At 63.4% G+C, this 21,691-nt stretch carries 23 protein-coding genes; 10 read left to right on the top strand and 13 right to left on the bottom strand.

Annotation, left to right across the window (positions count from 1 at the left end; translation table 11 throughout):
* Window positions 1-4 precede the first annotated feature (4 nt).
* The 9 genes from odhB to HGP13_RS04730 all read right to left on the bottom strand — a co-directional run bounded on the left by odhB (window position 5) and on the right by HGP13_RS04730 (window position 10,725).
* Window positions 5-1,282, bottom strand: a complete 1,278-nt coding sequence (gene odhB / locus HGP13_RS04770; RefSeq protein ID WP_172222202.1) for a 2-oxoglutarate dehydrogenase complex dihydrolipoyllysine-residue succinyltransferase — start codon at window positions 1,280-1,282, stop codon at window positions 5-7.
* Window positions 1,283-1,312: 30 nt separating this feature from the next.
* A complete protein-coding gene (locus HGP13_RS04765) occupies window positions 1,313-4,300 on the bottom strand; it encodes a 2-oxoglutarate dehydrogenase E1 component (protein WP_172222199.1) in 2,988 nt (995 codons plus the stop codon).
* Window positions 4,301-4,439: 139 nt separating this feature from the next.
* Window positions 4,440-5,342, bottom strand: coding sequence for a succinate--CoA ligase subunit alpha (gene sucD / locus HGP13_RS04760; protein ID WP_027042853.1), 903 nt, complete (start codon window positions 5,340-5,342; stop codon window positions 4,440-4,442).
* Between the two features lie 12 nt (window positions 5,343-5,354).
* Window positions 5,355-5,852 (bottom strand): DUF1579 family protein, encoded by a 498-nt coding sequence (locus tag HGP13_RS04755; protein WP_172222196.1) that lies wholly within the window; start codon window positions 5,850-5,852, stop codon window positions 5,355-5,357.
* 2 nt (window positions 5,853-5,854) lie between these two features.
* Complete coding sequence (locus HGP13_RS04750; protein WP_172222194.1) at window positions 5,855-6,226, bottom strand: cupin domain-containing protein; 372 nt, start codon at window positions 6,224-6,226, stop codon at window positions 5,855-5,857.
* A 4-nt stretch (window positions 6,227-6,230) separates the two neighbouring features.
* A complete protein-coding gene (gene sucC / locus HGP13_RS04745; RefSeq protein WP_172222191.1) occupies window positions 6,231-7,424 on the bottom strand; it encodes an ADP-forming succinate--CoA ligase subunit beta in 1,194 nt (397 codons plus the stop codon).
* 49 nt (window positions 7,425-7,473) lie between these two features.
* Window positions 7,474-8,442, bottom strand: a complete 969-nt coding sequence (mdh, locus tag HGP13_RS04740) for a malate dehydrogenase (protein WP_172222189.1) — start codon at window positions 8,440-8,442, stop codon at window positions 7,474-7,476.
* Window positions 8,443-8,799: 357 nt separating this feature from the next.
* Complete coding sequence (gene zapE / locus HGP13_RS04735) at window positions 8,800-9,999, bottom strand: cell division protein ZapE (RefSeq protein ID WP_172222186.1); 1,200 nt, start codon at window positions 9,997-9,999, stop codon at window positions 8,800-8,802.
* A gap of 186 nt (window positions 10,000-10,185) precedes the next feature.
* Complete coding sequence (locus HGP13_RS04730) at window positions 10,186-10,725, bottom strand: protease inhibitor Inh/omp19 family protein (protein WP_172222184.1); 540 nt, start codon at window positions 10,723-10,725, stop codon at window positions 10,186-10,188.
* Window positions 10,726-11,003: 278 nt separating this feature from the next.
* Between HGP13_RS04730 and HGP13_RS04725 the strand changes: the two genes are divergently transcribed.
* The 9 genes from HGP13_RS04725 to HGP13_RS04685 all read left to right on the top strand — a co-directional run bounded on the left by HGP13_RS04725 (window position 11,004) and on the right by HGP13_RS04685 (window position 18,932).
* Window positions 11,004-12,023 (top strand): MBL fold metallo-hydrolase, encoded by a 1,020-nt coding sequence (locus HGP13_RS04725; RefSeq protein ID WP_172222181.1) that lies wholly within the window; start codon window positions 11,004-11,006, stop codon window positions 12,021-12,023.
* 72 nt (window positions 12,024-12,095) lie between these two features.
* On the top strand, window positions 12,096-12,662 hold the full coding sequence (locus HGP13_RS04720) for a hypothetical protein (protein ID WP_172222179.1): 567 nt from the start codon (window positions 12,096-12,098) through the stop codon (window positions 12,660-12,662).
* A 97-nt stretch (window positions 12,663-12,759) separates the two neighbouring features.
* Window positions 12,760-12,921, top strand: coding sequence for a DUF1328 family protein (locus tag HGP13_RS04715; RefSeq protein WP_027059387.1), 162 nt, complete (start codon window positions 12,760-12,762; stop codon window positions 12,919-12,921).
* 73 nt (window positions 12,922-12,994) lie between these two features.
* A complete protein-coding gene (gene dapF, locus HGP13_RS04710) occupies window positions 12,995-13,879 on the top strand; it encodes a diaminopimelate epimerase (protein WP_172222176.1) in 885 nt (294 codons plus the stop codon).
* Complete coding sequence (gene mtaB / locus HGP13_RS04705) at window positions 13,879-15,219, top strand: tRNA (N(6)-L-threonylcarbamoyladenosine(37)-C(2))-methylthiotransferase MtaB (RefSeq protein ID WP_172222173.1); 1,341 nt, start codon at window positions 13,879-13,881, stop codon at window positions 15,217-15,219. Before dapF ends, mtaB begins: the two co-directional genes overlap by 1 nt.
* 12 nt (window positions 15,220-15,231) lie before the next feature.
* Window positions 15,232-16,995: a signal recognition particle-docking protein FtsY gene (ftsY, locus tag HGP13_RS04700; RefSeq protein ID WP_172222171.1), complete on the top strand. Its 1,764-nt coding sequence runs from the start codon at window positions 15,232-15,234 to the stop codon at window positions 16,993-16,995.
* Between the two features lie 45 nt (window positions 16,996-17,040).
* A complete protein-coding gene (locus HGP13_RS04695) occupies window positions 17,041-17,715 on the top strand; it encodes a septation protein A (protein WP_172222168.1) in 675 nt (224 codons plus the stop codon).
* A gap of 23 nt (window positions 17,716-17,738) precedes the next feature.
* Window positions 17,739-18,359: a pyridoxamine 5'-phosphate oxidase family protein gene (locus HGP13_RS04690; RefSeq protein ID WP_172222165.1), complete on the top strand. Its 621-nt coding sequence runs from the start codon at window positions 17,739-17,741 to the stop codon at window positions 18,357-18,359.
* A gap of 39 nt (window positions 18,360-18,398) precedes the next feature.
* Window positions 18,399-18,932 carry an NADPH-dependent FMN reductase gene (locus HGP13_RS04685; protein ID WP_172222163.1) on the top strand — a complete coding sequence of 178 codons (534 nt, stop codon included), beginning with the start codon at window positions 18,399-18,401 and terminating at the stop codon, window positions 18,930-18,932.
* Window positions 18,933-18,941: 9 nt separating this feature from the next.
* On the opposite strand, the gene HGP13_RS04680 is transcribed toward HGP13_RS04685, so the two are convergent.
* Together HGP13_RS04680 and HGP13_RS04675 are read right to left on the bottom strand one after the other, a co-directional pair.
* Window positions 18,942-19,151, bottom strand: coding sequence for a 4-oxalocrotonate tautomerase family protein (locus HGP13_RS04680; RefSeq protein WP_172222160.1), 210 nt, complete (start codon window positions 19,149-19,151; stop codon window positions 18,942-18,944).
* Window positions 19,152-19,304: 153 nt separating this feature from the next.
* The gene (locus tag HGP13_RS04675; RefSeq protein ID WP_172222158.1) at window positions 19,305-20,225 is read right to left on the bottom strand and encodes an SMP-30/gluconolactonase/LRE family protein; all 921 of its coding nucleotides are present in this window, start codon (window positions 20,223-20,225) and stop codon (window positions 19,305-19,307) included.
* Between the two features lie 275 nt (window positions 20,226-20,500).
* On the opposite strand from HGP13_RS04675, the gene HGP13_RS04670 reads away from it, so the two are divergent.
* Window positions 20,501-20,668: a hypothetical protein gene (locus HGP13_RS04670; protein ID WP_172222155.1), complete on the top strand. Its 168-nt coding sequence runs from the start codon at window positions 20,501-20,503 to the stop codon at window positions 20,666-20,668.
* 158 nt (window positions 20,669-20,826) lie between these two features.
* On the opposite strand, the gene HGP13_RS04665 is transcribed toward HGP13_RS04670, so the two are convergent.
* Together HGP13_RS04665 and ccmD are read right to left on the bottom strand one after the other, a co-directional pair.
* Window positions 20,827-21,402 (bottom strand): DsbE family thiol:disulfide interchange protein, encoded by a 576-nt coding sequence (locus HGP13_RS04665; protein ID WP_172222152.1) that lies wholly within the window; start codon window positions 21,400-21,402, stop codon window positions 20,827-20,829.
* Window positions 21,399-21,572 (bottom strand): heme exporter protein CcmD, encoded by a 174-nt coding sequence (gene ccmD / locus HGP13_RS04660; protein WP_172222149.1) that lies wholly within the window; start codon window positions 21,570-21,572, stop codon window positions 21,399-21,401. Before ccmD ends, HGP13_RS04665 begins: the two co-directional genes overlap by 4 nt.
* Between the last annotated feature and the right edge of the window lie 119 nt (window positions 21,573-21,691).

The raw sequence follows: 21,691 nt of genomic DNA, 5'->3' as shown, positions 1-21,691 counted from the left end.
ACCCCTAGAGATCGAGCACCAGCCGTTCCGGATCCTCCAAGCTCTCCTTGACGCGCACCAGGAAGGTCACCGCTTCCTTGCCGTCGACGATGCGGTGATCGTAGCTGAGCGCCAGATACATCATCGGCCGGATGACGATCTGGCCGCCGGCCACGACAGGCCGGTCCTGGATCTTGTGCATGCCCAGGATGCCCGATTGCGGCGCATTGAGGATTGGCGTCGACATCAGCGAGCCATAGACGCCGCCATTGGAAATCGTGAACGTGCCGCCCTGCATGTCGGCGACCGACAGCTTGCCGTCACGCGCGGCAATGCCCAGCCGGCCGATCTCCTTCTCGATCTCGGCGATGGACATCTGGTCGGCATCGCGCACGACCGGCACGACGAGGCCCTTCTCGGTGCCGACGGCGACGCCGACATGGGCAAAGTTCTTGTAGATGATGTCGGTGCCGTCGATCTCGGCATTGACCGCCGGGATTTCCTTCAGCGCGTGGGTGACGGCCTTGGTGAAGAAGCCCATGAAGCCGAGCTTCACGCCGTGCTTCTTCTCGAACACGTCCTTGTATTTGGTCCTGAGCGCCATCACCGCCGACATGTCGACCTCGTTGAAGGTGGTCAGCATGGCGGCGGTCGACTGCGCTTCCTTGAGCCGGCGCGCAATGGTCTGGCGCAGCTTGGTCATGCGCACGCGCTCTTCGCGCGAGGCGTCGTCACCCGAGGATGGCGCACGCACAGCAATCGGCGCAGGAGCAGCCTTCGGCGTCTCGGCCGGTTGCGATGGCGCGCCCTTGGAGATGGCGTCGAGGACGTCGCCCTTCAGCACCTGGCCGCGCTTGCCGGAACCCGAAAGCTGGTCGACCGCGAGATTGTTCTCGGCCAGCAGTTTTGCCGCCGCCGGCGCCGGCGGCATGCTGCGCGGCTCGACCGCGCCGGCATCGCCGGCGATCTTGGCGGTCTCGGCCGCAGCCTGCTTGGTGGTCGTCGCCGCATCCGGCGAGGAGGCCTGCGACACCGCCTGCGGCTTGGTCGCTGGGGCAGCGGCGCCACCTGCCGAAATCGAGCCCAGCAAAGCACCGACAGCGACCGTCTCGCCTTCCTTGGCAACGATTTCGCCCAGCGTGCCGGCGGCCGCAGCGGGCACCTCCACCGTAACCTTGTCGGTTTCGAGTTCAACCAAGGGCTCGTCGACGGCAATGGCATCGCCGACCTTCTTGAACCATTTGCCGATGGTCGCCTCGCTGACGGATTCGCCGAGAGTGGGAACGCGGATTTCGGTAGCCATTGTGCCTGTCCGTTTTCTTGTCGGGTTCTGTTATTCGCCGAGCGCGTCTTCGAGCAAGGCGGCGAGCTGGGCAAGGTGCTTGGACATCAACCCGGTCGCCGGCGACGCGGCCGCCGGCCGGCCGGTGTAGCGCACCCGCTGATGCTTGGCATCGATATGCGCCAGCACCCATTCCAGATATGGGTCGATGAACGACCAGGCGCCCATATTCTTGGGCTCCTCCTGGCACCACACCATCTCGGCGTTGCGGAAACGCGACAGTTCGGTGATCAGCGCCTTGGCCGGGAACGGATAGAGCTGTTCGACGCGCAGCAGATAGATGTCGTTGATGCCGCGCTTCTCGCGCTCCTCGTACAGGTCATAATAGACCTTGCCCGAGCACAGTACGACGCGGCGGATCTTCGAATCCTTGACCAGCTTGATCGCTTGGCCGGAGAGCAGTTGGGCGTCATCCCACAGCAACCGGTGGAACGAGCTTTCGCCCGAGATTTCCGGCAGCGTCGACACCGCCCGCTTGTGGCGCAGCAGCGACTTCGGCGTCATCAGGATCAGCGGCTTGCGGAAGTCGCGCTTCAGCTGCCGTCGCAATATGTGGAAGTAGTTGGCCGGCGTGGTGCAGTTGGCCACTTGCATATTGTCTTCGGCGCAAAGCTGCAGGAAGCGCTCCAGCCGGGCCGAGGAATGTTCCGGGCCCTGGCCTTCATAGCCGTGCGGCAGCAGGCAGACCAGGCCCGACATTCTGAGCCACTTGCGTTCGCCAGACGAAATGAACTGGTCGAACACCACCTGGGCGCCGTTGGCGAAGTCGCCGAACTGCGCTTCCCACAGGGTCAGCGCCTTGGGTTCGGCCAGGCTGTAGCCATATTCGAAGCCCAGCACCGCCTCTTCCGACAGCATCGAGTTGATGACTTCATAGCCGGCCTGTGCCGCCGACAGATTGTTGAGCGGGATGTAGCGGGTCTCGTCGCGCTGGTCGTAGAGCACCGAATGGCGTTGCGAGAAGGTGCCGCGTTCGGAATCCTGTCCCGACAGGCGGATCGGATTGCCGTCGAGCAGGATGGCGCCGAAAGCCAGCGCCTCGGCCGTCGACCAGTCGATGCCTTCGCCGGAATCGATCGCCTCGCGGCGGTTTTCGAGGAAGCGGATGATCGTCTTGTGCGCCTCGAAACCCTTCGGCACCTCGGTCAGCTTCTTGCCGATTTCCTTCAGCGTCTTGACCGGCACAGCGGTCTTGCCGCGCCTTTGTTCGTCCTGGTTGTCGGCCGTGCGCAGGCCCGACCAGGCGCCGTCCAGCCAGTCGGCCTTGTTGGGCTTGTAGTGCTGGCCGACTTCCCACTCCGATTCCAGATGCGCGCGCCAGTCGGCCTTCATCTGGTCGAGCTCGGCCTGGCTGATGTGGCCTTCGGCGATCAGCCGCTCGCCATAGATCTGCACCGTCGTCTTGTGGGTGCGGATGTTGCGATACATGATCGGCTGGGTGAAGGCCGGTTCGTCGCCCTCATTGTGGCCGAAGCGGCGGTAGCAGAACATGTCCACGACCACCGGCTTGTGGAACTTCATGCGGAATTCGATCGCCACCTTCGTGGCATGCACCACGGCTTCCGGATCGTCGCCATTGACGTGGAAAATCGGCGCCTCGATCATCTTGGCGACATCGGACGGATAGGGCGACGAGCGCGAGAAGCGCGGATTGGTGGTGAAGCCGATCTGGTTGTTGATGATGAAATGCAGCGTGCCCGCAACGCGGTGGCCGCGCAGGCCGGACAGGCCGAGGATTTCGGCGATCACGCCCTGGCCGGCGAAGGCGGCGTCGCCATGCAAGAGCAGCGGCAGCACCTTGGCCCGTTCCTCCAGCGGCACGATCTCCTCGCGGCCGCGGCCGAACAGATAGTCCTGCTTGGCGCGCGCCTTGCCCATCACCACCGGATCGACGATTTCCAGATGCGACGGGTTGGCGGTCAGCGACAGATGCACCTTGTTGCCGTCGAACTCACGGTCCGACGAGGCGCCGAGATGGTACTTCACATCGCCCGAGCCCTCGACTTCGTCGGGTGCGGCCGAACCGCCCTTGAACTCGTGAAAGATGGCGCGGTGGGGCTTCGCCATCACCTGGGACAGTACGTTCAGCCGGCCGCGATGCGCCATGCCGAGTACGATTTCCTTCATGCCGAGCTGGCCGCCGCGCTTGACGATCTGCTCCAGCGCCGGGATCAGCGCTTCACTGCCGTCGAGGCCGAAGCGCTTGGTGCCCTTGTACTTGACGTCGATGAACTGCTCGAAACCTTCCGCCTCGACCAGCTTCGAGAGAATCGCCTTCTTGCCGGTGGCGGTGAACGAGATTTCCTTGTCGGCGCCTTCGATGCGCGCCTGGATCCACGCCTTTTCCTCAGGGTCCGAGATGTGCATGAACTCGACACCGAGCGTCGAGCAATAGGTGCGGGTCAGGATCTCCAGCATCTGCCGGATGGAGCCGAATTCGAGCCCCAGCACATTGTCGAGGAAGATCGGCCGGTCGTAGTCAGCTTCAGTGAAGCCGTAATTCTCGGGCGACAATTCATTGTAGTCCTCGAGCGGCTTGGCGATGCCGAGCGGGTCGAGATCGGCGTGCAGATGGCCGCGCATGCGGTAGGCGCGGATCATCATGATGGCGCGCACCGAATCGCGCGTCGCCTGGTGCACATCGGCATCGGACAGGACGACGCCGTTGGTGATCGCCTTGTCCTTGACCTTCTTTTCCAGGTGCTTCTCGACGATACCCCAATTGCCGTCGAGCGCCGACACCAGCTCGCCATTGGCCTGCAGCGGCCAGGAGGGTTTTGCCCAGGAAGCGCCCTTGGCATTCCTGCGCACATCGCCGGCATCGTCCTTCAGTCCGGCGAAGAACTCCTGCCATTCGGGGTTTACCGAGGCAGGATCGTCCTCATAGGCGGCATAGAGCGCGTCGATATAGTCGGCGTTGCCGCCATAGAGGAACGAGGTGAGCGAAAATTGGTCGTTGGCCTGATCTTGTCTTGCCATTTTTGCCTGCGGAGCCTGGCTCCGTCTCCTTGCGTTTGGAGGGGAGTGGGGCATTAAGACAATAGGGCAGTGGGAAAGTGGCGTTGCCGCCGCTCGTCCCGTTCTTCCTATTCCCCTACTGCCATACTGCCCTACTCCCTTAACCCTTGATCGCCTCGACCAAGGTCGTGCCCAGCCGTGCCGGCGACGGCGAAACCTTTATCCCGGCCGATTCCATCGCCGCGATCTTGTCCTCCGCGCCGCCCTTGCCGCCGGAGATGACAGCGCCCGCATGGCCCATGGTGCGGCCGGCCGGCGCCGTGCGCCCGGCGATAAAGCCGGCCATCGGCTTCTTGCGGCCACGCTTGGCTTCGTCCTTGAGGAACTGCGCGGCGTCTTCCTCGGCCGAACCGCCGATCTCGCCGATCATGATGATCGACTTGGTCTCGTCGTCGGCGAGGAACATCTCGAGCACGTCGATGAATTCGGTGCCCTTGACGGGGTCGCCGCCAATGCCGACGGCGGTGGTCTGGCCGAGGCCGACATTGGTGGTCTGGAACACTGCCTCATAGGTAAGTGTTCCCGAGCGCGAAACAACGCCGACCGAGCCCTTGCGGAAGATGTTTCCGGGCATGATGCCGATCTTGCATTCGTTGGGGGTGAGCACGCCCGGGCAGTTCGGGCCGATCAGCCGCGAGGTCGAGCGGTCGAGCCGCGCCTTGACCTTGATCATGTCCATCACCGGAATGCCCTCGGTGATGCAGATGATCAGTGGGATTTCCGCCTCGATCGCTTCCAGGATCGCTTCGGCGGCGCCCGCCGGCGGCACGTAGACGACGGACGCGTTGGCGCCGGTCTTTTCCTTGCCCTCGGCGACGGTGGCGAAGATCGGCAGGCTCTCGCCCTTCGACCCGGTCCAGGTCTCGCCGCCCTTCTTGGGGTGGATGCCACCCACCATCTTGGTGCCGTGATAGGCCAGCGCCTGTTCGGTGTGGAACGTGCCGGTCTTGCCGGTCAGGCCCTGCACCAGCACCTTGGTGTTCTTGTCGACGAGAATGGACATCGGAGCCCTTTTCTAAAAACCGTTGATCGAGGAAGGCGAGACGCGCTTGTAGACGCCGCTCACCATGTCTTGCCAGGCATCACTGCCGGCAGGTTTGAAATGCAATCGCATGCGGTAGATGTCGGCATCGTCAAAAATATACGTCACGCGCGCGGAGCCGCGCGGCGACGATCGCTCCAGGACCAGCTCGCTGCCGTTCCAGCTGCCCATGGCCGGCGAAACCGGCACAAAGCCCATCGAATCGAACTGGTGCATGGTGACGAGGCTGTTCTGCTGGTCGAAGCCGAACACGCTATGCGCGCCGAAGGAAATCGTGCCGTCGCGGCGCTGGCGATAGCGCTGCACCACGAACAGGCCACCGAACTGTGCCTCCGCCAGCACTTCGGACGTCGCCGGGCCGCCGTCGGCCCATTGTGTGTCCGCCACCTCTTCCTCGCCGCGCCACGCGCCGACCAGCGCCAGCAGGCGCTGGTGATCGGCCGAGAGCGAAGAGAAGGATGCAGCGTTCATGGTCAGAGCCGCTTCAGGTCGGTGACGGTGAGGTCGCTCTTGGCATTGCCGGTGTTGAGCGTCGTCGCCGGCTCGAACATCAGCACCACGGGCTCTGCCGTAAGAGAGCGCGGCCGGTGCTCGACACCACGCGGCACGACGATGAAATCGCCCTCGCCGAGCTCGACGGGACCGTCGCGGAAATCGATGGCGATCCTGCCCCGCAGCACGAGGAAGGCTTCATCCTCATGCTCATGCGCGTGCCAATCGAACACCTCGCCGAACTTGGCGACCTTCGCCTGACTGTCATTCACGTCGCCGGCGATATGCGGATCGAAGACCTTGGTGATCTTCGCATCCGCCGCCTCGACGAGGTTTATCTTGCGCGGAGGCATCCGCTCAGCCCTTCACCGCCGCCACGATCTTCTTGGCTGCGTCATCAAGATCATCGGCCGATACGACATTGAGGCCACTGTCGTTGATGATCTTCTTGCCGAGCTCCGCATTGGTGCCTTCGAGGCGCACCACCAGCGGAACCTTCAGGCCGACTTCCTTGACCGCGGCAATGACGCCCTCGGCGATGATGTCGCACTTCATGATGCCGCCGAAGATGTTGATCAGTATGCCTTTGACCGCCGGATCCTTGGTAATGATCTTGAACGCCGCCGTCACCTTCTCCTTGGAAGCGCCGCCGCCGACATCGAGGAAGTTGGCCGGTTCGGCGCCATATAGCTTGATAATGTCCATCGTCGCCATGGCCAGGCCGGCGCCATTGACCATGCAGCCGATATTGCCGTCGAGCGCGACATAGGCGAGGTCGTATTTCGACGCCTCGATCTCCTTCTCGTCCTCTTCGGTGGTGTCGCGCAGTTCGAGCACGTCGGGATGGCGAAACAGCGCATTGTTGTCGAACGATACTTTGGCGTCGAGCACGCGCAGCCGGCCGTTCTTCATGACGATCAGCGGGTTGACCTCGAGCAGGCTCATGTCCTTCTCGACGAAGGCCTTGTAGAGGATCGGGAACAGCGTTTCGCCGTCCTTGGCCGCGTCACCGTCGAGCTTCAGCGCGCCGTTGAGCGACTTCAGATCGGCTGCCGTCACGCCCTTTTCCGGGTCGATGGCGACGGTGATGATCTTTTCCGGCGTGTCATGCGCCACCGCCTCGATGTCCATGCCGCCTTCCGTCGAGACGACGAAGGCGACGCGGCCAACCGAACGGTCGACGAGGATCGACAGATAGAGCTCGCGCTCGATGTCGGCGCCGTCCTCGATATAGAGGCGATTGACCTGCTTGCCGGCCGGGCCGGTCTGCTTGGTCACCAGCGTATGACCGAGCATTTCGTTGGCGTTGGCGACGACGTCGGCGACCGACTTCGCCAGCCGCACACCACCCTTGGCATCGGGGCCAAGCTCCTTGAATTTGCCCTTGCCGCGGCCGCCGGCATGGATCTGGCTCTTCACCACATAGAGCGGGCCGGGCAGCGCCTTGGCCGCGGCTTCCGCCTCGCTCGCCTTGAACACCGGCACGCCTTCGGCCACCGGCGCGCCAAAGCTCTTCAGCAGCGCCTTGCCTTGATATTCATGGATGTTCATTGGGAACTATCTCCAAGTCTTTTTTGCCGGGATTGACGTTTTGGCGGAATTACTTCGAGGCGAGCTGCGGCGCGATCTTGACGCAGGCCTCGGTCAGGCCCTGCACGGTCGCCACCGAACTGTCGAACATCTTCTGCTCGGCCTTGTTGAGGTCGATCTCGATGATGCGCTCGACGCCGCCGGCGCCGATCACCACGGGAACGCCGACATAGGTGCCCTTGACGCCATACTGGCCGGAGAGGTGGGCAGCACACGGCAGCACGCGCTTCTTGTCCTTGAGATAGGCCTCGGCCATCTGGATCGCCGAGGCGGCCGGCGCGTAATAGGCCGAGCCGGTCTTGAGCAGGCCGACGATCTCGGCGCCGCCGTCGCGGGTACGCTGCACGATCTGGTCGAGCTTCTCTTTCGAGGTCCAGCCCATCTTGATCAGGTCGGGCAGCGGAATGCCCGACACCGTCGAATAGCGGATCATCGGCACCATGGAATCGCCGTGGCCGCCGAGCACGAAGGCGGTGACGTCCTCGACCGAAACCTTGAATTCCTCGGCCAGGAAATACCGGAAGCGCGCGCTGTCGAGCACGCCAGCCATGCCGACGACATGGGTCTTGGGCAGGCCGGAAAACTTCTGCAGCGCCCAGACCATGGCGTCGAGCGGGTTGGTGATGCAGATGACGAAGGCCTTCGGCGCGTACTTCTTCAGACCGGCGCCGACCTGCTCCATGACCTTGAGGTTGATGCCGAGCAGGTCGTCGCGGCTCATTCCCGGCTTGCGCGGCACGCCGGCGGTGACGATGCAGACGTCCGCGCCCTCGATGCCGGCATAGTCATTGACACCGGTCAGCCGGGAATCGAACCCATCGACCGGCGACGACTGCGCGATATCGAGCCCCTTGCCTTGCGGAATGCCCTCGGCAATATCGAACAGCACCACGTCGCCGAGGTCCTTGAGGCCGATCATGTGGGCCAGCGTGCCGCCGATCATGCCCGAGCCGATAAGCGCTATCTTGTTGCGTGCCATGTGAGGATGTTTTCCCTTTGTCTGTGACTGCGCCCAAATCTTTGACGACTTGATGACGGCGTCGAGGAAGAGGCCGGAATGCAGCGGAAACCCGCGAGATTTCGCCGCACCCAATAGCCCTGGTGCAAGATAAATTCAAACGATTATTTTGGGGTGAGTATTTTCAATCGGTTAGATGGTTTGGGATTTACGTAAACGTCAAAGTTTGTAAGCCGACCTGCCAGAGATTACACAATTAGGGTGACGATCAGAAGGCTTGAAGAGGCGATGACGACCTTGTGATGCGGGTCGCCGAGGATGTGAGTTTTAAGCAGCGGCGGGACAGAGGGGTGCGATGGATCGCGAACTTTCTCGCCTCTAAGCCTGCGCCTGCGACGCTTCTGTCGGCGCCGTCGCCTTCCGCCGCTCGGCCCAGCCTTCCAGCCAGTCGCGGCTCTGCATCTCGATCAGGCGCGACGCGGTGCGTTCGAATTCGAACACCTCGACGCCGCGCTTGGCCACATAAAGCTCTTGCGGCGGCGCCTCTGCGCTCACCACCAGCCGCACGTGATGATCGTAAAGCGTGTCGATCAACAGGATGAAGCGCTTGGCCTCGTTGCGCTTGCCTTCGCCCAGCACCGGCACGTGATCGATGAAGATGGTCGAGAAGCGTCCGGCGATGGCCAGGAAATCGCGCGCGCCGAGCGGTTTTTCGCAGAGATCAGCGAAGGAAAACCGCGCCGCGTCGCCCGCCGCGGCCGGCACCACCACTTGCCGTCCCTTCAGCGTCAGCGAGGTCGCTTCTATCGGCGCGCCGCGTGTCATCGTCCGCCAGGCCTCATCGAGCGCCCGGTCGGCCACAGTATCGGCCGGCATGACATAGACCGGCGTGCGGGCGAGCTTTTCCAGCCGGTAATCCTTGTCTGCGTCGAGCGACAACACCTGCGCGTGCCGTTCCAATATGCTGATGAACGGCAGGAACAGCTGGCGGTTGAGCCCGTCGCGATAGAGATCTTCCGGCGCCACGTTCGAGGTGGCGACAAGCACGACGCCATTGGTGAACAACGCCGAAAACAGCCGCGACAGGATCATCGCGTCGGCGATGTCGGTGACCGAGAATTCGTCGAAGCACAGCACCCAGGCCTGCTCGGCCAAGGCTTTTGCCACAGGCGGGATCGGATCGTCTTCCTTTACGTCACCATTCTTGCGCGCCTGCCGGTGCTTCTGGATGCGATCCTGCACGTCGGCCATGAAGTCGTTAAAATGGACGCGGCGCTTGCGCCGGACCGGCAGCAGCTCGAAGAACATGTCCATCAGCATGGTCTTGCCGCGGCCGACGCCGCCATGGATGTAGAGGCCCCTGACGAGGTCCCGCGTCTCGCGCTTGCGGGCGAACAGCCAGCCTAGCGCACTGGATTTGTGCGCCAGCCGTTTTGCCGAGATTTCCGATGTCAGCCGATCGAGCGCTGCCGCGATGCGTTCCTGCGCCGGATCGCGCTCGATCGCGCCGGTGTCCACCAAATGGTCGTAGCGCTGCCTGACGGTCGCATGGGTCTGGAGGCCGTCACGCAGATGCATCGGTCACGTCGTTTGTTCAGAGCAGGATGCTCCGGGGGACTAGGTGTGTCGAGATTCAGGTCAGGCCGAGCCGAGAATGGCGGCTTTCGAGAACCGGAGCGGAGCGTACTTAAAGTACGTGAGCACCGGAAGCGCAGAAAACCGCCGTTCGCAGGCCGGCATCACCTGAATATCGGCATATCTGGCTTATCGTGTAAGCGAAATCGGCTGACCGCTGGAAGTCTGGCCATCGAATTTCGAACCGCCCGAGGAATAGAGCCGCGCCAGCGAGCCGCCATTCTCATCGTAAAGCGTCAGCTGCTTGCCGGCGACGTTCCACGACTTGATGCCGTCGATCGGGGCCGGGCAATGCAGCGGCCCGGCGCGGAAGCCGGCGCCGAACTTGGTCTGCGGCGTCGCAATCTTGCAGCTCTGGCCGGAAACGCTGGCGTTCCAGACGCCGGCGACGGCAGCCGCGCTGAGATCCGAGGCACCGGCGGGCGCCGAGCCGTCCGGCGGCAAGGACGCAACCTGCGTGTTTGCCGGTGCGGTCGGGAATTGCGACGGGTCGGTGGTGCCGGGCGAGGCCGGCGGCGGCAGCTGGTTGGAACTCACTTGGCCGGCCGGAGCCGCAGGCAGCGGCGCGGGCTGCTGGTCGTCCATCGACGAGAAGCGTGTGGTCGAGCAGCCACTCGCAACGAGCGCAGCCAGCGATACGGCCACAAGGCCGCTTTTCGAAAAATTCATTCCAACCTCCGTCGGATCCGGCTGGGGGATGCCGTCCGCGCAATCTCACCTCCACCAAGATGGAGAAGGTGGCGAAATTTCAACCTGATATGGTTAAAATAGGGTTTGCGGCAAGAATTGTTGCAAATTTATCGCAATCAGGACGGGTCCGGCGGCTCGCCGCTCAGCCTCCGGATCCCCAACCGACAAGTCCCCCGTCTTCGCCATTTGACCGGCGACGCTTGCGCCAACCGGCACAGAACCTATGTCAAGGAGCCGAAACCGCTGGAGCGCAGACCTTGGCCGCGAGAAAGAAAGGCGCCAACCGCTATTACAGCGGTCCGGCCAACGACCATTTCGATGGCACTCTGTTCTTCAATCCCGGCGGCCAGATGCCGGGGCGCTTCACCGATCTGCTGAAATGGCAGTTCAACGGCCAGCGCGCGAAATGGCCGGCGACCAGTCCGAGCCTCTTTCCGCAGGCAAGGCCGGCCGCGCGGGTCGAAGGTTCCGATCTGACCGTCACCATGGTCGGCCATTCCACTTTGCTGATCCAGACGGCCGGACTGAACATCCTCACCGATCCCGTCTGGTCGCAACGCACCTCGCCGTTTTCCCTCGCCGGACCAAAACGCGTCAATCCGCCGGGCATCGCCTTCGACAATCTGCCGCCGATCAACATCGTGCTGGTCAGCCACAACCACTATGATCATCTCGACCTAGCCACATTGAAGCGACTGAAGGAAAAACACGATCCGCTGGTGGTGACGCCGCTCGGCAACGATGTGCTGATCGGCGAGGCGGTTCGCGATATGCGGCTGTCGGCACATGACTGGGACGACAGGGTTGAGATCGTTGACGGCGTTTTCGTCCACGTCGAGCCGGCGCATCACTGGTCGGCGCGTGGCGCCCGCGACCGCCGCATGGCGCTGTGGGCCGGCTTTGTCATCGAAACCGCAGCCGGGAAAATCTATTTCGCCGGCGATACCGGCTTCCACGACGGCATCAACTACCGGCTGATGGCGGACAAGCATGGCGGCTTCCGCTTCGCCATCCTGCCGATCGGCGCCTATGAGCCGCGCTGGTTCATGGCGCCGCAGCATCAGAATCCGGAGGAAGCGGTGCAAGGCATGAAACTGTGCAATGCCGCCTTCGCCGCCGGCTGCCACTGGGGCACTTTTCAGCTCACCGACGAACCCATGGACGAGCCAGCCCGCAAACTGGCCGAGGCGCTCGAGGTCGAGGGCCTGCCGCAGGACCGTTTTCGCGCCTTGCGGCCCGGCGAGATCTGGAAGGTACCGGAGGTCGAACAAGGCTGAAGTTTCTGCATTGGCCATTTACGGCACCATCATTTTCGCCGATGGTCCGGCCAGCAAAAAGGGGGACTTCAGATGAAATCGATCGTTGCAGCTCTGATGGCGCTGGCAATTTCAGCACCGGCGGCTTTCGCGGGGGAGATTACCGATCGCGCGGCCGAAGCCGAAAAGGCGCTGCAAGCCGGCGATGGCGCTGGCGCGCTGGAGAAATTCCGCGGCGCCGAGGAGGCCTTGTGGCAAGCGATGCCGCTTGCCGTGCAGAACGTCAAACAGGTCGACTCGGCCAGTGGCTTCGGCATCTACAACGAGCGCGCCAATCACATTTATAAGCCAGGCGAGAAGGTCGTACTCTACATGGAGCCAGTCGGCTATGGCTACGGCTCGGACGGCCTCGGCAACAGCCAGATAGCGCTTTCCGTCGACCTCACCGTGCTCTCCGACTTAGGTGAAGCTTTGGGCACCTTCGAGAAGATCGGCAGCGTTCAGGTCGCTTCCCGTTCGCACAACCGCGAACTCTTCTTCAAGCTCGACCTGTCTCTCGACGGTCTGCCGGCCGGCAAATACAAGTGCAATTTCCTCATGCATGACCAGAATTCGACCAAGACGGCACCGTTCAGCACCGACATCGAGATCGCCGGCTAGTTTTTGCCACCGCCACAGCCTCGCAACCTACGGAACCCAAGCGCTACAGCCGCGTTTTCATGCGGTTTTAGAATCTGTCGGTTTGCGAGGCATTCCCATGATCAAATGGATCATCATTCTGCTCATCGTCGCCGCCGCGGCGAGCCTGCTCGGCATGCCGGCGCTGGCCGGAGCCGCTGCCACTGGTGCGCGCGTCCTCATTGGCATTGTTCTGGTCATCTTCCTGCTGGTGGTGCTTGGCATCTTCGCCGTCACGTAAAGCGCCTGCAGACTGGTAATTCCCGCCCGTTTCCGCCATATAGCGCCAAACGGACATGGAATTTCGCGGAGCTATGGCAAGCACTGCCCCTTTCGCCAAGATGAACGGCATCGGCAACGAGATCATCGTTGCCGACATGCGTGGCCGTGCCGACCTGGTGACGGCGGCGGCGGCGCTTGTGCTCAACGCCGATGCCGCGACCCGCTTCGACCAGATCATGGCGATCCATGATGCGAAGACGCCAGGCACCGCCTACTATGTCGACATCCTGAACTCGGACGGCACCAGTGCCCAGGCTTGCGGCAACGGCATGCGCTGTGTCGTGCAGGCGCTCGCCGCCGAGACCGGGCAAAAGACCTTCACCTTCGAAACCCGCGCCGGCATTCTTAACGCCCGGGAACATGCCGACGGTACGATCTCGGTCGACATGGGCATACCGCGTTTCGGCTGGCAGGAGATTCCGCTGGCGGAAGAATTCCGCGACACCCGCATGATCGAATTGCAGATCGGCCCGATCGACGCGCCGGTGTTGCATTCGCCCTCCGCCCTCTCGATGGGCAATCCGCACGCCATCTTCTGGGTCGACCGCGACGTCTGGTCCTATGAGCTCGAACGCTTCGGTCCGCTGCTCGAGAACCACCCGATCTTCCCCGAACGCGCCAACATCACCATCGCGCGGGTGACGTCGCCCGAAACCATGATCATCCGCACCTGGGAACGCGGCGCCGGCCTGACCAAGGCCTGCGGCTCGGCGGCTTGCGCCGCAGTGGTGGCCGCGGCCCGGACCAGGCGCACCGGCCGCAGCGTCGGCCTTTTGACCCCGGGCGGCGGCACGCTGCATGTCGAATGGCGCGACGACGACCACGTCATCCTGACCGGTGCCGCCGAATGGGAATTTTCCGGCAGCTTCGATCCCTCGACCGGCAGTTGGGCCCGCGACACCGAAAGCGCTGCCTGATGTCGGCTGCTCTGTCCAAGAGCCCGGTCTTCGAAGGCTCCCTTTCCGAGGCCCCCAGCCGCATTGATGTGGTGACCTTCGGCTGCCGGCTGAACACCTATGAATCCGAAGTGATGAGGCGCGAGGCAGAAACCGCCGGGCTCGGCGCGCTGCAAGGCGGCGCCGTGATCTTCAACACCTGTGCCGTCACCGGCGAGGCGGTGCGCCAGGCCAAACAGGCGATCCGCAAGGCGCGCCGCGACAACCCGCAGGCGCGCATCATCGTCACCGGCTGCGCCGCCCAGACCGAACCTGAAAAATTCGCCGCCATGGACGAGGTCGATCTCGTGCTTGGCAATGAAGAAAAGCTCAAGGCGCATTCCTATCGCGCGCTGCCGGATTTTGGCGTCAACGACACCGAGAAGGCTCGCGTCAACGACATTTTCTCGGTGCGCGAAACCGCCGGCCATATGGTCGATGCCATCGAGGGCCGCGCGCGCGCCTTCGTCCAGGTGCAGAATGGCTGCGACCACCGCTGCACCTTCTGCATCATCCCCTACGGCCGCGGCAATTCGCGCTCGGTGCCGATGGGCGCGGTGGTCGAGCAGGTCAAGCGGCTGGCCGGCAACGGCTATGCCGAGATCGTGCTGACCGGCGTCGACATGACGTCTTTCGGCGCCGACCTGCCAGGCGCGCCGAAACTCGGCAAACTGGTGAAGACTGTCCTGAAACAGGTGCCCGACGTGAAGCGTCTGCGCCTATCCTCCATCGATTCGATCGAGGCCGACGACGAATTGCTCGACGCCATCGCCACCGAATCCAGGCTGATGCCGCATCTGCATCTGTCGTTGCAATCCGGCGACGACATGATCCTGAAACGCATGAAACGCCGCCATCTGCGCGACCAGTCGATCCGCTTCTGCGAGGACGTGCGCAAATTGCGTCCCGGCATCGTTTTTGGTGCCGACATCATCGCCGGCTTCCCGACAGAGACCGAAGACATGTTCGAGAACTCGGAAAAGATCGTCGAGGAATGCGGCCTGACCCACCTTCACGTCTTCCCGTTCAGCCCGCGCGAAGGCACGCCCGCCGCGCGCATGCCGCAGCTGCGCCGCGAAGTGGTCAAGCAGCGCGCCGCTAGGCTGCGTGCCGTCGGCGAAGCCGCGTATCGGCGCCATCTGTCCTCGCTGCCCGGCACACGCCAGTCGATCCTGGTCGAGCGCGACGGGCTTGGCCGCACCGAAGGCTTCACGCTTGCCGCGCTCGGCACGGGCGCGCCGGGCGAGATCGTCGAAGCGACAATTACTGGCCACGATGGTATCAGGCTGATCGCAGCCCCGCTTGCCGCACGCGCCGCCTGAGAAACGCAAAGCATGGCTGGTTTTTTCAAGAAGATATTTTCGTTCGGCAAGAAAGAAATTGTCGAGGAGCGGATCGACGAGACCGCGCCGCTGCCGCCGATCAAATGGGATCAGCTCGATGCGCTGAAGCCGGCGGCCGAGCAGGTCGTTCCGGAGTTCTTGAAGCGTGACTTGCCGCAGCCCGAGGAGGAGGTCGTGCCGGCACCGGCGGTCGAGCCTGTTGTAGCGCTGCAGCCGGAACCGGCGCCTGTCGAAGAACCAGTACCCGAGCCCGCTCCGACCATCCCGCCGGTGCCTGAGCGGACTGTTCCGTCGGAACCGCAGCCTGAGCCGGCGCCGGTCGAAGAACCGGCACCCGCGCCAAAGCCAGAGCCGCCGGCACCCGAGGAAGTTCCGCTTCCCCCGCCTGCTCCGAAACCCGCCCCCGAACCGCAGCCGCAAGAAGTCCCTGCACCAGCCGAGCCGGAAATTGCGCCGCCACGTCCGGAACGGCAGCCGGAACCGGCGCCGATCGAAGTGCCGGCGCCGCCCGCCGAGGTTCCAGCTGAACAGCCCGCGCCGGTCGAAGTGCCGCCACCGGCCGCGCCTTCCGCGCAACCGACTTCAAAGGCTGGAGCCGCCCCTTCAACCATCGAGGCTGCTCCGGAAGCCCCGGCGGCGGAAATCGCTCCCCCCATTCGCCAGCCGGCGCCGGTCGCGCCGCAGCTCGTCATTGCCGAGATCGCGCCCGAGCCGCAGCCCATCCTGCCACCGGCCCCACAACCCCTGCCGGAGCCGAAACCCGCTCCCGGCAAGGTGACGGTGGCGAAAAAAGTCGAGCAGAAGGCCGAGCCGCAAAAAGCACCGGAGCCGGCGCCGAGGCGCTCCTGGTTCCAGCGCATGCGGGACGGGCTTGCCCGTTCGTCGCGCGAGCTCACTGGCAACATTGCCGGCGTCTTTACCAAGCGCAAGCTGGACGAGGAAACGCTGCAGGACCTCGAGGATGTGCTGATCCGCGCCGACCTTGGCATGGAAACCGCGCTTCGTATCACTGACGCGCTGGCCGCCAGCCGCTACGGCAAGGACGTCTCCGACACAGACGTGCGCACGGTCATGGCCGCCGAAGTGGAGAAGGTGCTGACCCCTGTCGCCCGGCCGCTGGAGCTCGACCTCTCGCACAAGCCGCATGTCATCCTGGTGGTCGGCGTCAACGGCACCGGCAAGACCACCACCATCGGCAAGCTGGCGGCAAAACTGACCGATGGCGGCCTGTCGGTGATGCTCGCCGCCGGCGACACCTTCCGCGCTGCCGCGATCGAGCAATTGAAGATCTGGGGCGAGCGCACGAAATCGCCTGTCATCGCCTCCAAGATCGGCGCCGATGCTGCCGGCCTCGCCTATGACGCCTTCGAGAAGGCGAAAGAGGCAGGCTCCGACGTGCTGATCATAGACACCGCCGGCCGGCTGCAGAACAAGACCGAGCTGATGGCGGAACTGGAAAAGATCGTCCGCGTGCTCGGCAAGCTCGACCCGGAAGCGCCGCACACCGTGTTGCAGACGGTCGACGCCACCACCGGCCAAAACGCGCTCAACCAGGTCGAGATCTTCCGCAACATCGCCGGCGTCAACGGCCTGGTGATGACCAAGCTGGACGGCACGGCGCGCGGCGGTATTCTGGTGGCGATCGCGGCAAAGCACAAACTCCCGGTCTATTTCATCGGCGTCGGCGAACAGGTCGACGACCTCGAACCTTTCTCGGCAAGCGAATTCGCCAGGGCGATCGCTGGCGTGGCGTAACGGCATGATCCCTTTTGAACGGGACCGTGTGTAAGAAGGAAGATCATGAACCCACCCATTCTCGAACGCGATCCGTCCGACCCGCAGAAAGAGAAGAAGGAAGGCGTCAATCCCGTGCTTAAGCTGGTGCTGGAGCTGGGGCCTCTGCTGGTCTTCTTCTTCGCCAATGCGCGCGGCGAATGGCTGGTGCAGAAATTCCCTGTTCTCGGTGAGTTCGGCGGTCCGATCTTCGTCGCCACCGGCCTGTTCATGGCCGCCACGGCCATCGCGCTGATCGCCTCCTGGCTCCTGACGCGCACCTTGCCGATCATGCCGATGGTGTCGGGCGTCGTCGTCTTCATTTTCGGCGCGCTGACGCTCTATCTGCAGGACGACATCTTCATCAAGATGAAGCCGACCATCGTCAACACGCTGTTCGGCGGCGTGCTGCTCGGCGGCCTCTACTTCGGCAGGTCGCTGCTCGGTTATGTCTTTGATTCGGCCTTCAAGCTCGATGCCGAAGGCTGGCGCAAACTCACCTTCCGCTGGGGCCTGTTCTTCATCTTCCTGGCCGTCGTCAACGAAGTGGTCTGGCGCAATTTTTCCACCGACGCCTGGGTTACCTTCAAGGTCTGGGGCATCATGCCGATCACGCTTTTGTTCACCTTCAGCCAGATGCCGCTGATCCTGCATCATTCGCTGGACGACAAGGCGAGCGGGGAAGAAAAGCCCGGCAAGTAGAGGCGGAAAATAAGGGGAGAGCCATGGAATTCGTCACCACGCGCGACGAGCTGAGGACGATCTACAAGACGCCCCTGCCCACCGATGGCTCGATCCGCAAGGAATTGAGGTCGCTGGACGGCCATTGCCGCTCCTTCATCGGCAAGAGCCCGTTCGTGCTGATCGGCTCCTCCGACGGTGAAGGCAATGCCGACGTGACGCCGAAGGGCGACAAGCCCGGCTTCGCCGCCGTTCTCGACGACCGCACCATCGCCATCCCCGACCGGCCCGGCAACAACCGGCTGGATACGCTGGAGAACATCCTGCGCAATCCCTCGGTCGGGCTGCTTTTCCTCATTCCCGGCATGAACGAGACGCTGCGCGTCAATGGCAACGCCCGCATCACCGTCGATGCTACCCTGCGCGAGCGCCTGGCCGTCGACGGCAAGGAGCCGCAAAGCGTCATCGTCGTCGCCGTCAAGGCCGCCTACATGCACTGCGCCAAGGCCTTCATGCGCTCCGATTTGTGGAAGCCCGAAAGCTGGTACGACCGCGCGACGCTGCCGACACTTGGCCAGATCCTGCGCGACCAGCTCGCGCTCGCCGATTCGGCCGAGGCGACCGATCGCTGGCTGGACGACGATTACAAGCAGACCATGTGGTAGGCTTTTGCGGACGCGATTCGTCCGAACTGGCTCCATACCTTGCTGAACATCCTCGCCATCTCCGGCAGCCTGCGCGCGGCCTCCACCAATTCGGCCCTGGTCGCGGCCCTGGCGCGCAACGCGCCAACCGGCTGCCGCGTCAGCGTCTATGACAGGCTCGGCCGCTTGCCGATCTTCAACCCCGACGACGAGGCCGAGCGCACGCCGCGCGAAGCGGCCGACCTGATCGATGCCGTCACCGGTGCCGACGGCATCATCGTCTCCTGCCCCGAATATGCCCATGGCGTGCCGGGCGGGCTGAAGAACGCGCTCGACTGGCTGGTCTCGCGCGACGCCGCCGTCGCCAAACCGGCCATGCCAGTGCACGCCTCGCCACGCTCGCTGTTCGCCCGCGCCGCCCTGGCCGAGATCATGCGGACGATGTCGTTTGCTCTTTATGAGGACGCGGTGCTGGAGATTGCACTGCTGGGGAAGAAGCCGCAGGAGGTGGCGGCTATTTTGGCTGAGCCGGCGAATGTGCTGGCGATGCGAGACGCGCTGGCTGCCTTCGCGGAGTTTATCGCCTCGCGTTGAGCCGCGGCCTTACTTCTTCCCTCGCAACGTCTCGACATCGGTCTTGCCGACATACCAGTCGCGGGCGTTGACCTCCTCGAAAACCACCCAGACATCGTCATTGCCGAGCCCGGTCGCCTCCATGATGGCTGCCGTGACTTTCTTGGCGATATCAGCCTTCTTGCCTGCCGGATCGGCGGCGATCACTTCCTTGACGATGCGGATGTTGACGAATGGCATGACGTCCTCCCCTTGGATTGTGCCTGATACCGGCAAGAAACTGCTTCGATATCCTCTCAGGCGAACTGAATGGTGGCGGCGCCGGCAACCGTGGCGCGAGGGGCATGCGCAGAAACGCCATCAAGGCCCGCCAGAGAAAAGTTCGAAGCAGCCTCAATAGGTCTTGGCCCCGTTCACCATCAGCCGCACCGAGTAGAGCGAGGTGGTGCCGGCGATGTAGAGGCAGTTCAGCTTGGCGCCGCCGAAGACGCAATTGGCGGTCACTTCGGGCACCTTGACCTTGCCGATCAGCGTGCCGTCCGGATCGTAGCAATGGATGCCGTCGGCGGCACTGGTCCAGATGCGTCCGTCCGCGTCGAGCCTGAACCCGTCGAACAGGCCGGCCGTGCAGTCGGCGAACACCTTCTCGCCCGAAACCTTCTTGCCGTGCTTGCCGACGTTGAACACCCGCATATGCGCCGGGTTGTCAGCGCCATGCGTGCGGCCGGTGTCGACGACATAGAGCAGGCTCTCATCGAGCGAGAAGGCAAGCCCGTTCGGCCTGACCATATCGGTGATGACGGCCTCGACCTCGCCGCTATCGGGATCGACCCGGTAGACATAACAGGCGCCGATCTCGCTCTCGGCCTTGTCGCCCTCATAGTCGGTGTCGATGCCATAGGTCGGATCGGTGAACCAGATCGAGCCGTCGGACTTGACCACCGCGTCGTTGGGCGAGTTCAGCCGCTTGCCCTTCCATTTGGCGGCAATCGTGGTGACCGAGCCGTCATGCTCGGTGCGGCTTACGCGACGGCCCGAATGCTCGCAAGTGACCAGCCGGCCTTGCCGGTCGACGGTGTTGCCGTTGGAATTGCCCGACGGCTGCCGGAAGACACTGACGCTGCCATCCGTCTCGTCATAGCGCAGCATGCGGTTGTTCGGAATGTCGGACCAGACGACATAGCGGCCGGCGGCGAACCAGGCCGGCCCTTCCGCCCAGCGGCATCCGGTGAACAACTTTTCCACCTGCGCGTTGCCGTTGAACAGGCGCGCGAAGCGCGGATCGAGAATTTCGTAATAGTCTTCGGCCGCCATGCATTTCCTCCCGGCATCATGTGACGGCGGATCAAGCCAGCCCGCGATCGATCTGGCAAGACGGGGCCTTCGCAATTTGTATGACAAAACGGAGAGGAAACAGCCGCGCGACTAGGCCTGTCTCGCCTTAGGACTCGATTAACCGGCTATGCGCTGCGTGCAATGGTGCATTGCAACATCTTCTTTTTGCAATGCACCATTCCTATGTCATGATCCGTATTGACCAAGGGAGGAAGAACCGGCCGCCAGAATGCGGCACAGAAGGAACCCTTGCTATGATCTTCAACGATCTCATGAACCGCGCTCGCAGCAGCATCGCCAAGCGCAAGCACTACAACCGCCTCGTCGCCGAAATCGACAGCTTCTCCAGCCGCGATCTGGCCGACATGCGCGCCGATCGCTCGGAAATGCTCTACCAGGTCCACAAGCAGATCTACGGCTGATCTCACGTCTCGTGGCACGCGCCGCCGAGGCGCGTCGAGATTCAGGTCAGGCCGAGCCGAAAACGGTGGATTCCGAGAACCGGAGCGGAGCGTACTTTTCGTACGTGAGCACCGGAAGCGCAGGAAGCCGCCGTTTGCAGGCCGGCATCACCTGAATATCAATGCGCCGCCAATGCCTTGTCGATCTGCGGCAACAGCAGCGTCCGCGCCGCCTCCGTCGTCAGCGGGCCGACATGCTTGTAGGCGATCTTGCCGTCCTTGCCGATGACGAAAGTCTCCGGCACACCATAGACACCCCAGTCGATCGCCGTACGGCCGGCTTCGTCGACGCCGATCGCCTGGAACGGATTGCCGAGGTCGCCGAGGAACCGGCGGGCATTTTCCGGCCGGTCCTTGTAGTTCAGCGCTGTCATCACGAAGCGCTTGTCCTGCGACAGCGCCAAAAGCACCGGGTGCTCTTCCCGGCACGGCGCGCACCATGAAGCAAACACGTTGACCAGCGTGACCTTGCCGGCAAACGACCTGGAATCAAGCCCCGGCAGGTTTGCCCCCTCCAGCGCCGGCAAATTGGTCTGCGGCGCCGGCCGCCCGATCAGCGCCGACGGCACTTCCGAGACATCCCGACCGGACAAAAGCTGCGACAGGAACAGGCCGGCCAGGCCGAGGAAGACAAAAAGCGGCAACAGCACGAACAGGCGGCGACCCCGCGTCGGCGTTTCGGTTTCCGTGCTCACGGCTTCTCAGCCTCCGCCTTGTCGGAACGTCGCCGCACGCCTGCTGCTTCCAGTTCGGCAAGATCCCGCTTGCGCCCCCTTTGGTCGAGCAGGATCCAGCCGATCAGCGCGGCCAGCACTATGGCGGTGATGCCATAGGCGACCGTGACATAGAGCGCATGCGCGCTCATGCCTGTCGCTCCATCGGCACGTGTCTTTCCGACCTTCCGGTTCGTTCGATCATGCTTTCCCTTAACGGCCTGCCCGCGGCTTCGCAACGCACCGTGGTCTCAAACATACATGGCCACCG

The sequence above is a fragment of the Mesorhizobium sp. NZP2077 genome, assembly GCF_013170805.1.
GTDB lineage: Bacteria > Pseudomonadota > Alphaproteobacteria > Rhizobiales > Rhizobiaceae > Mesorhizobium.
Note: the sequence above shows the minus strand (reverse complement) of the source record. Positions and strands in the feature narration are given on the sequence as shown.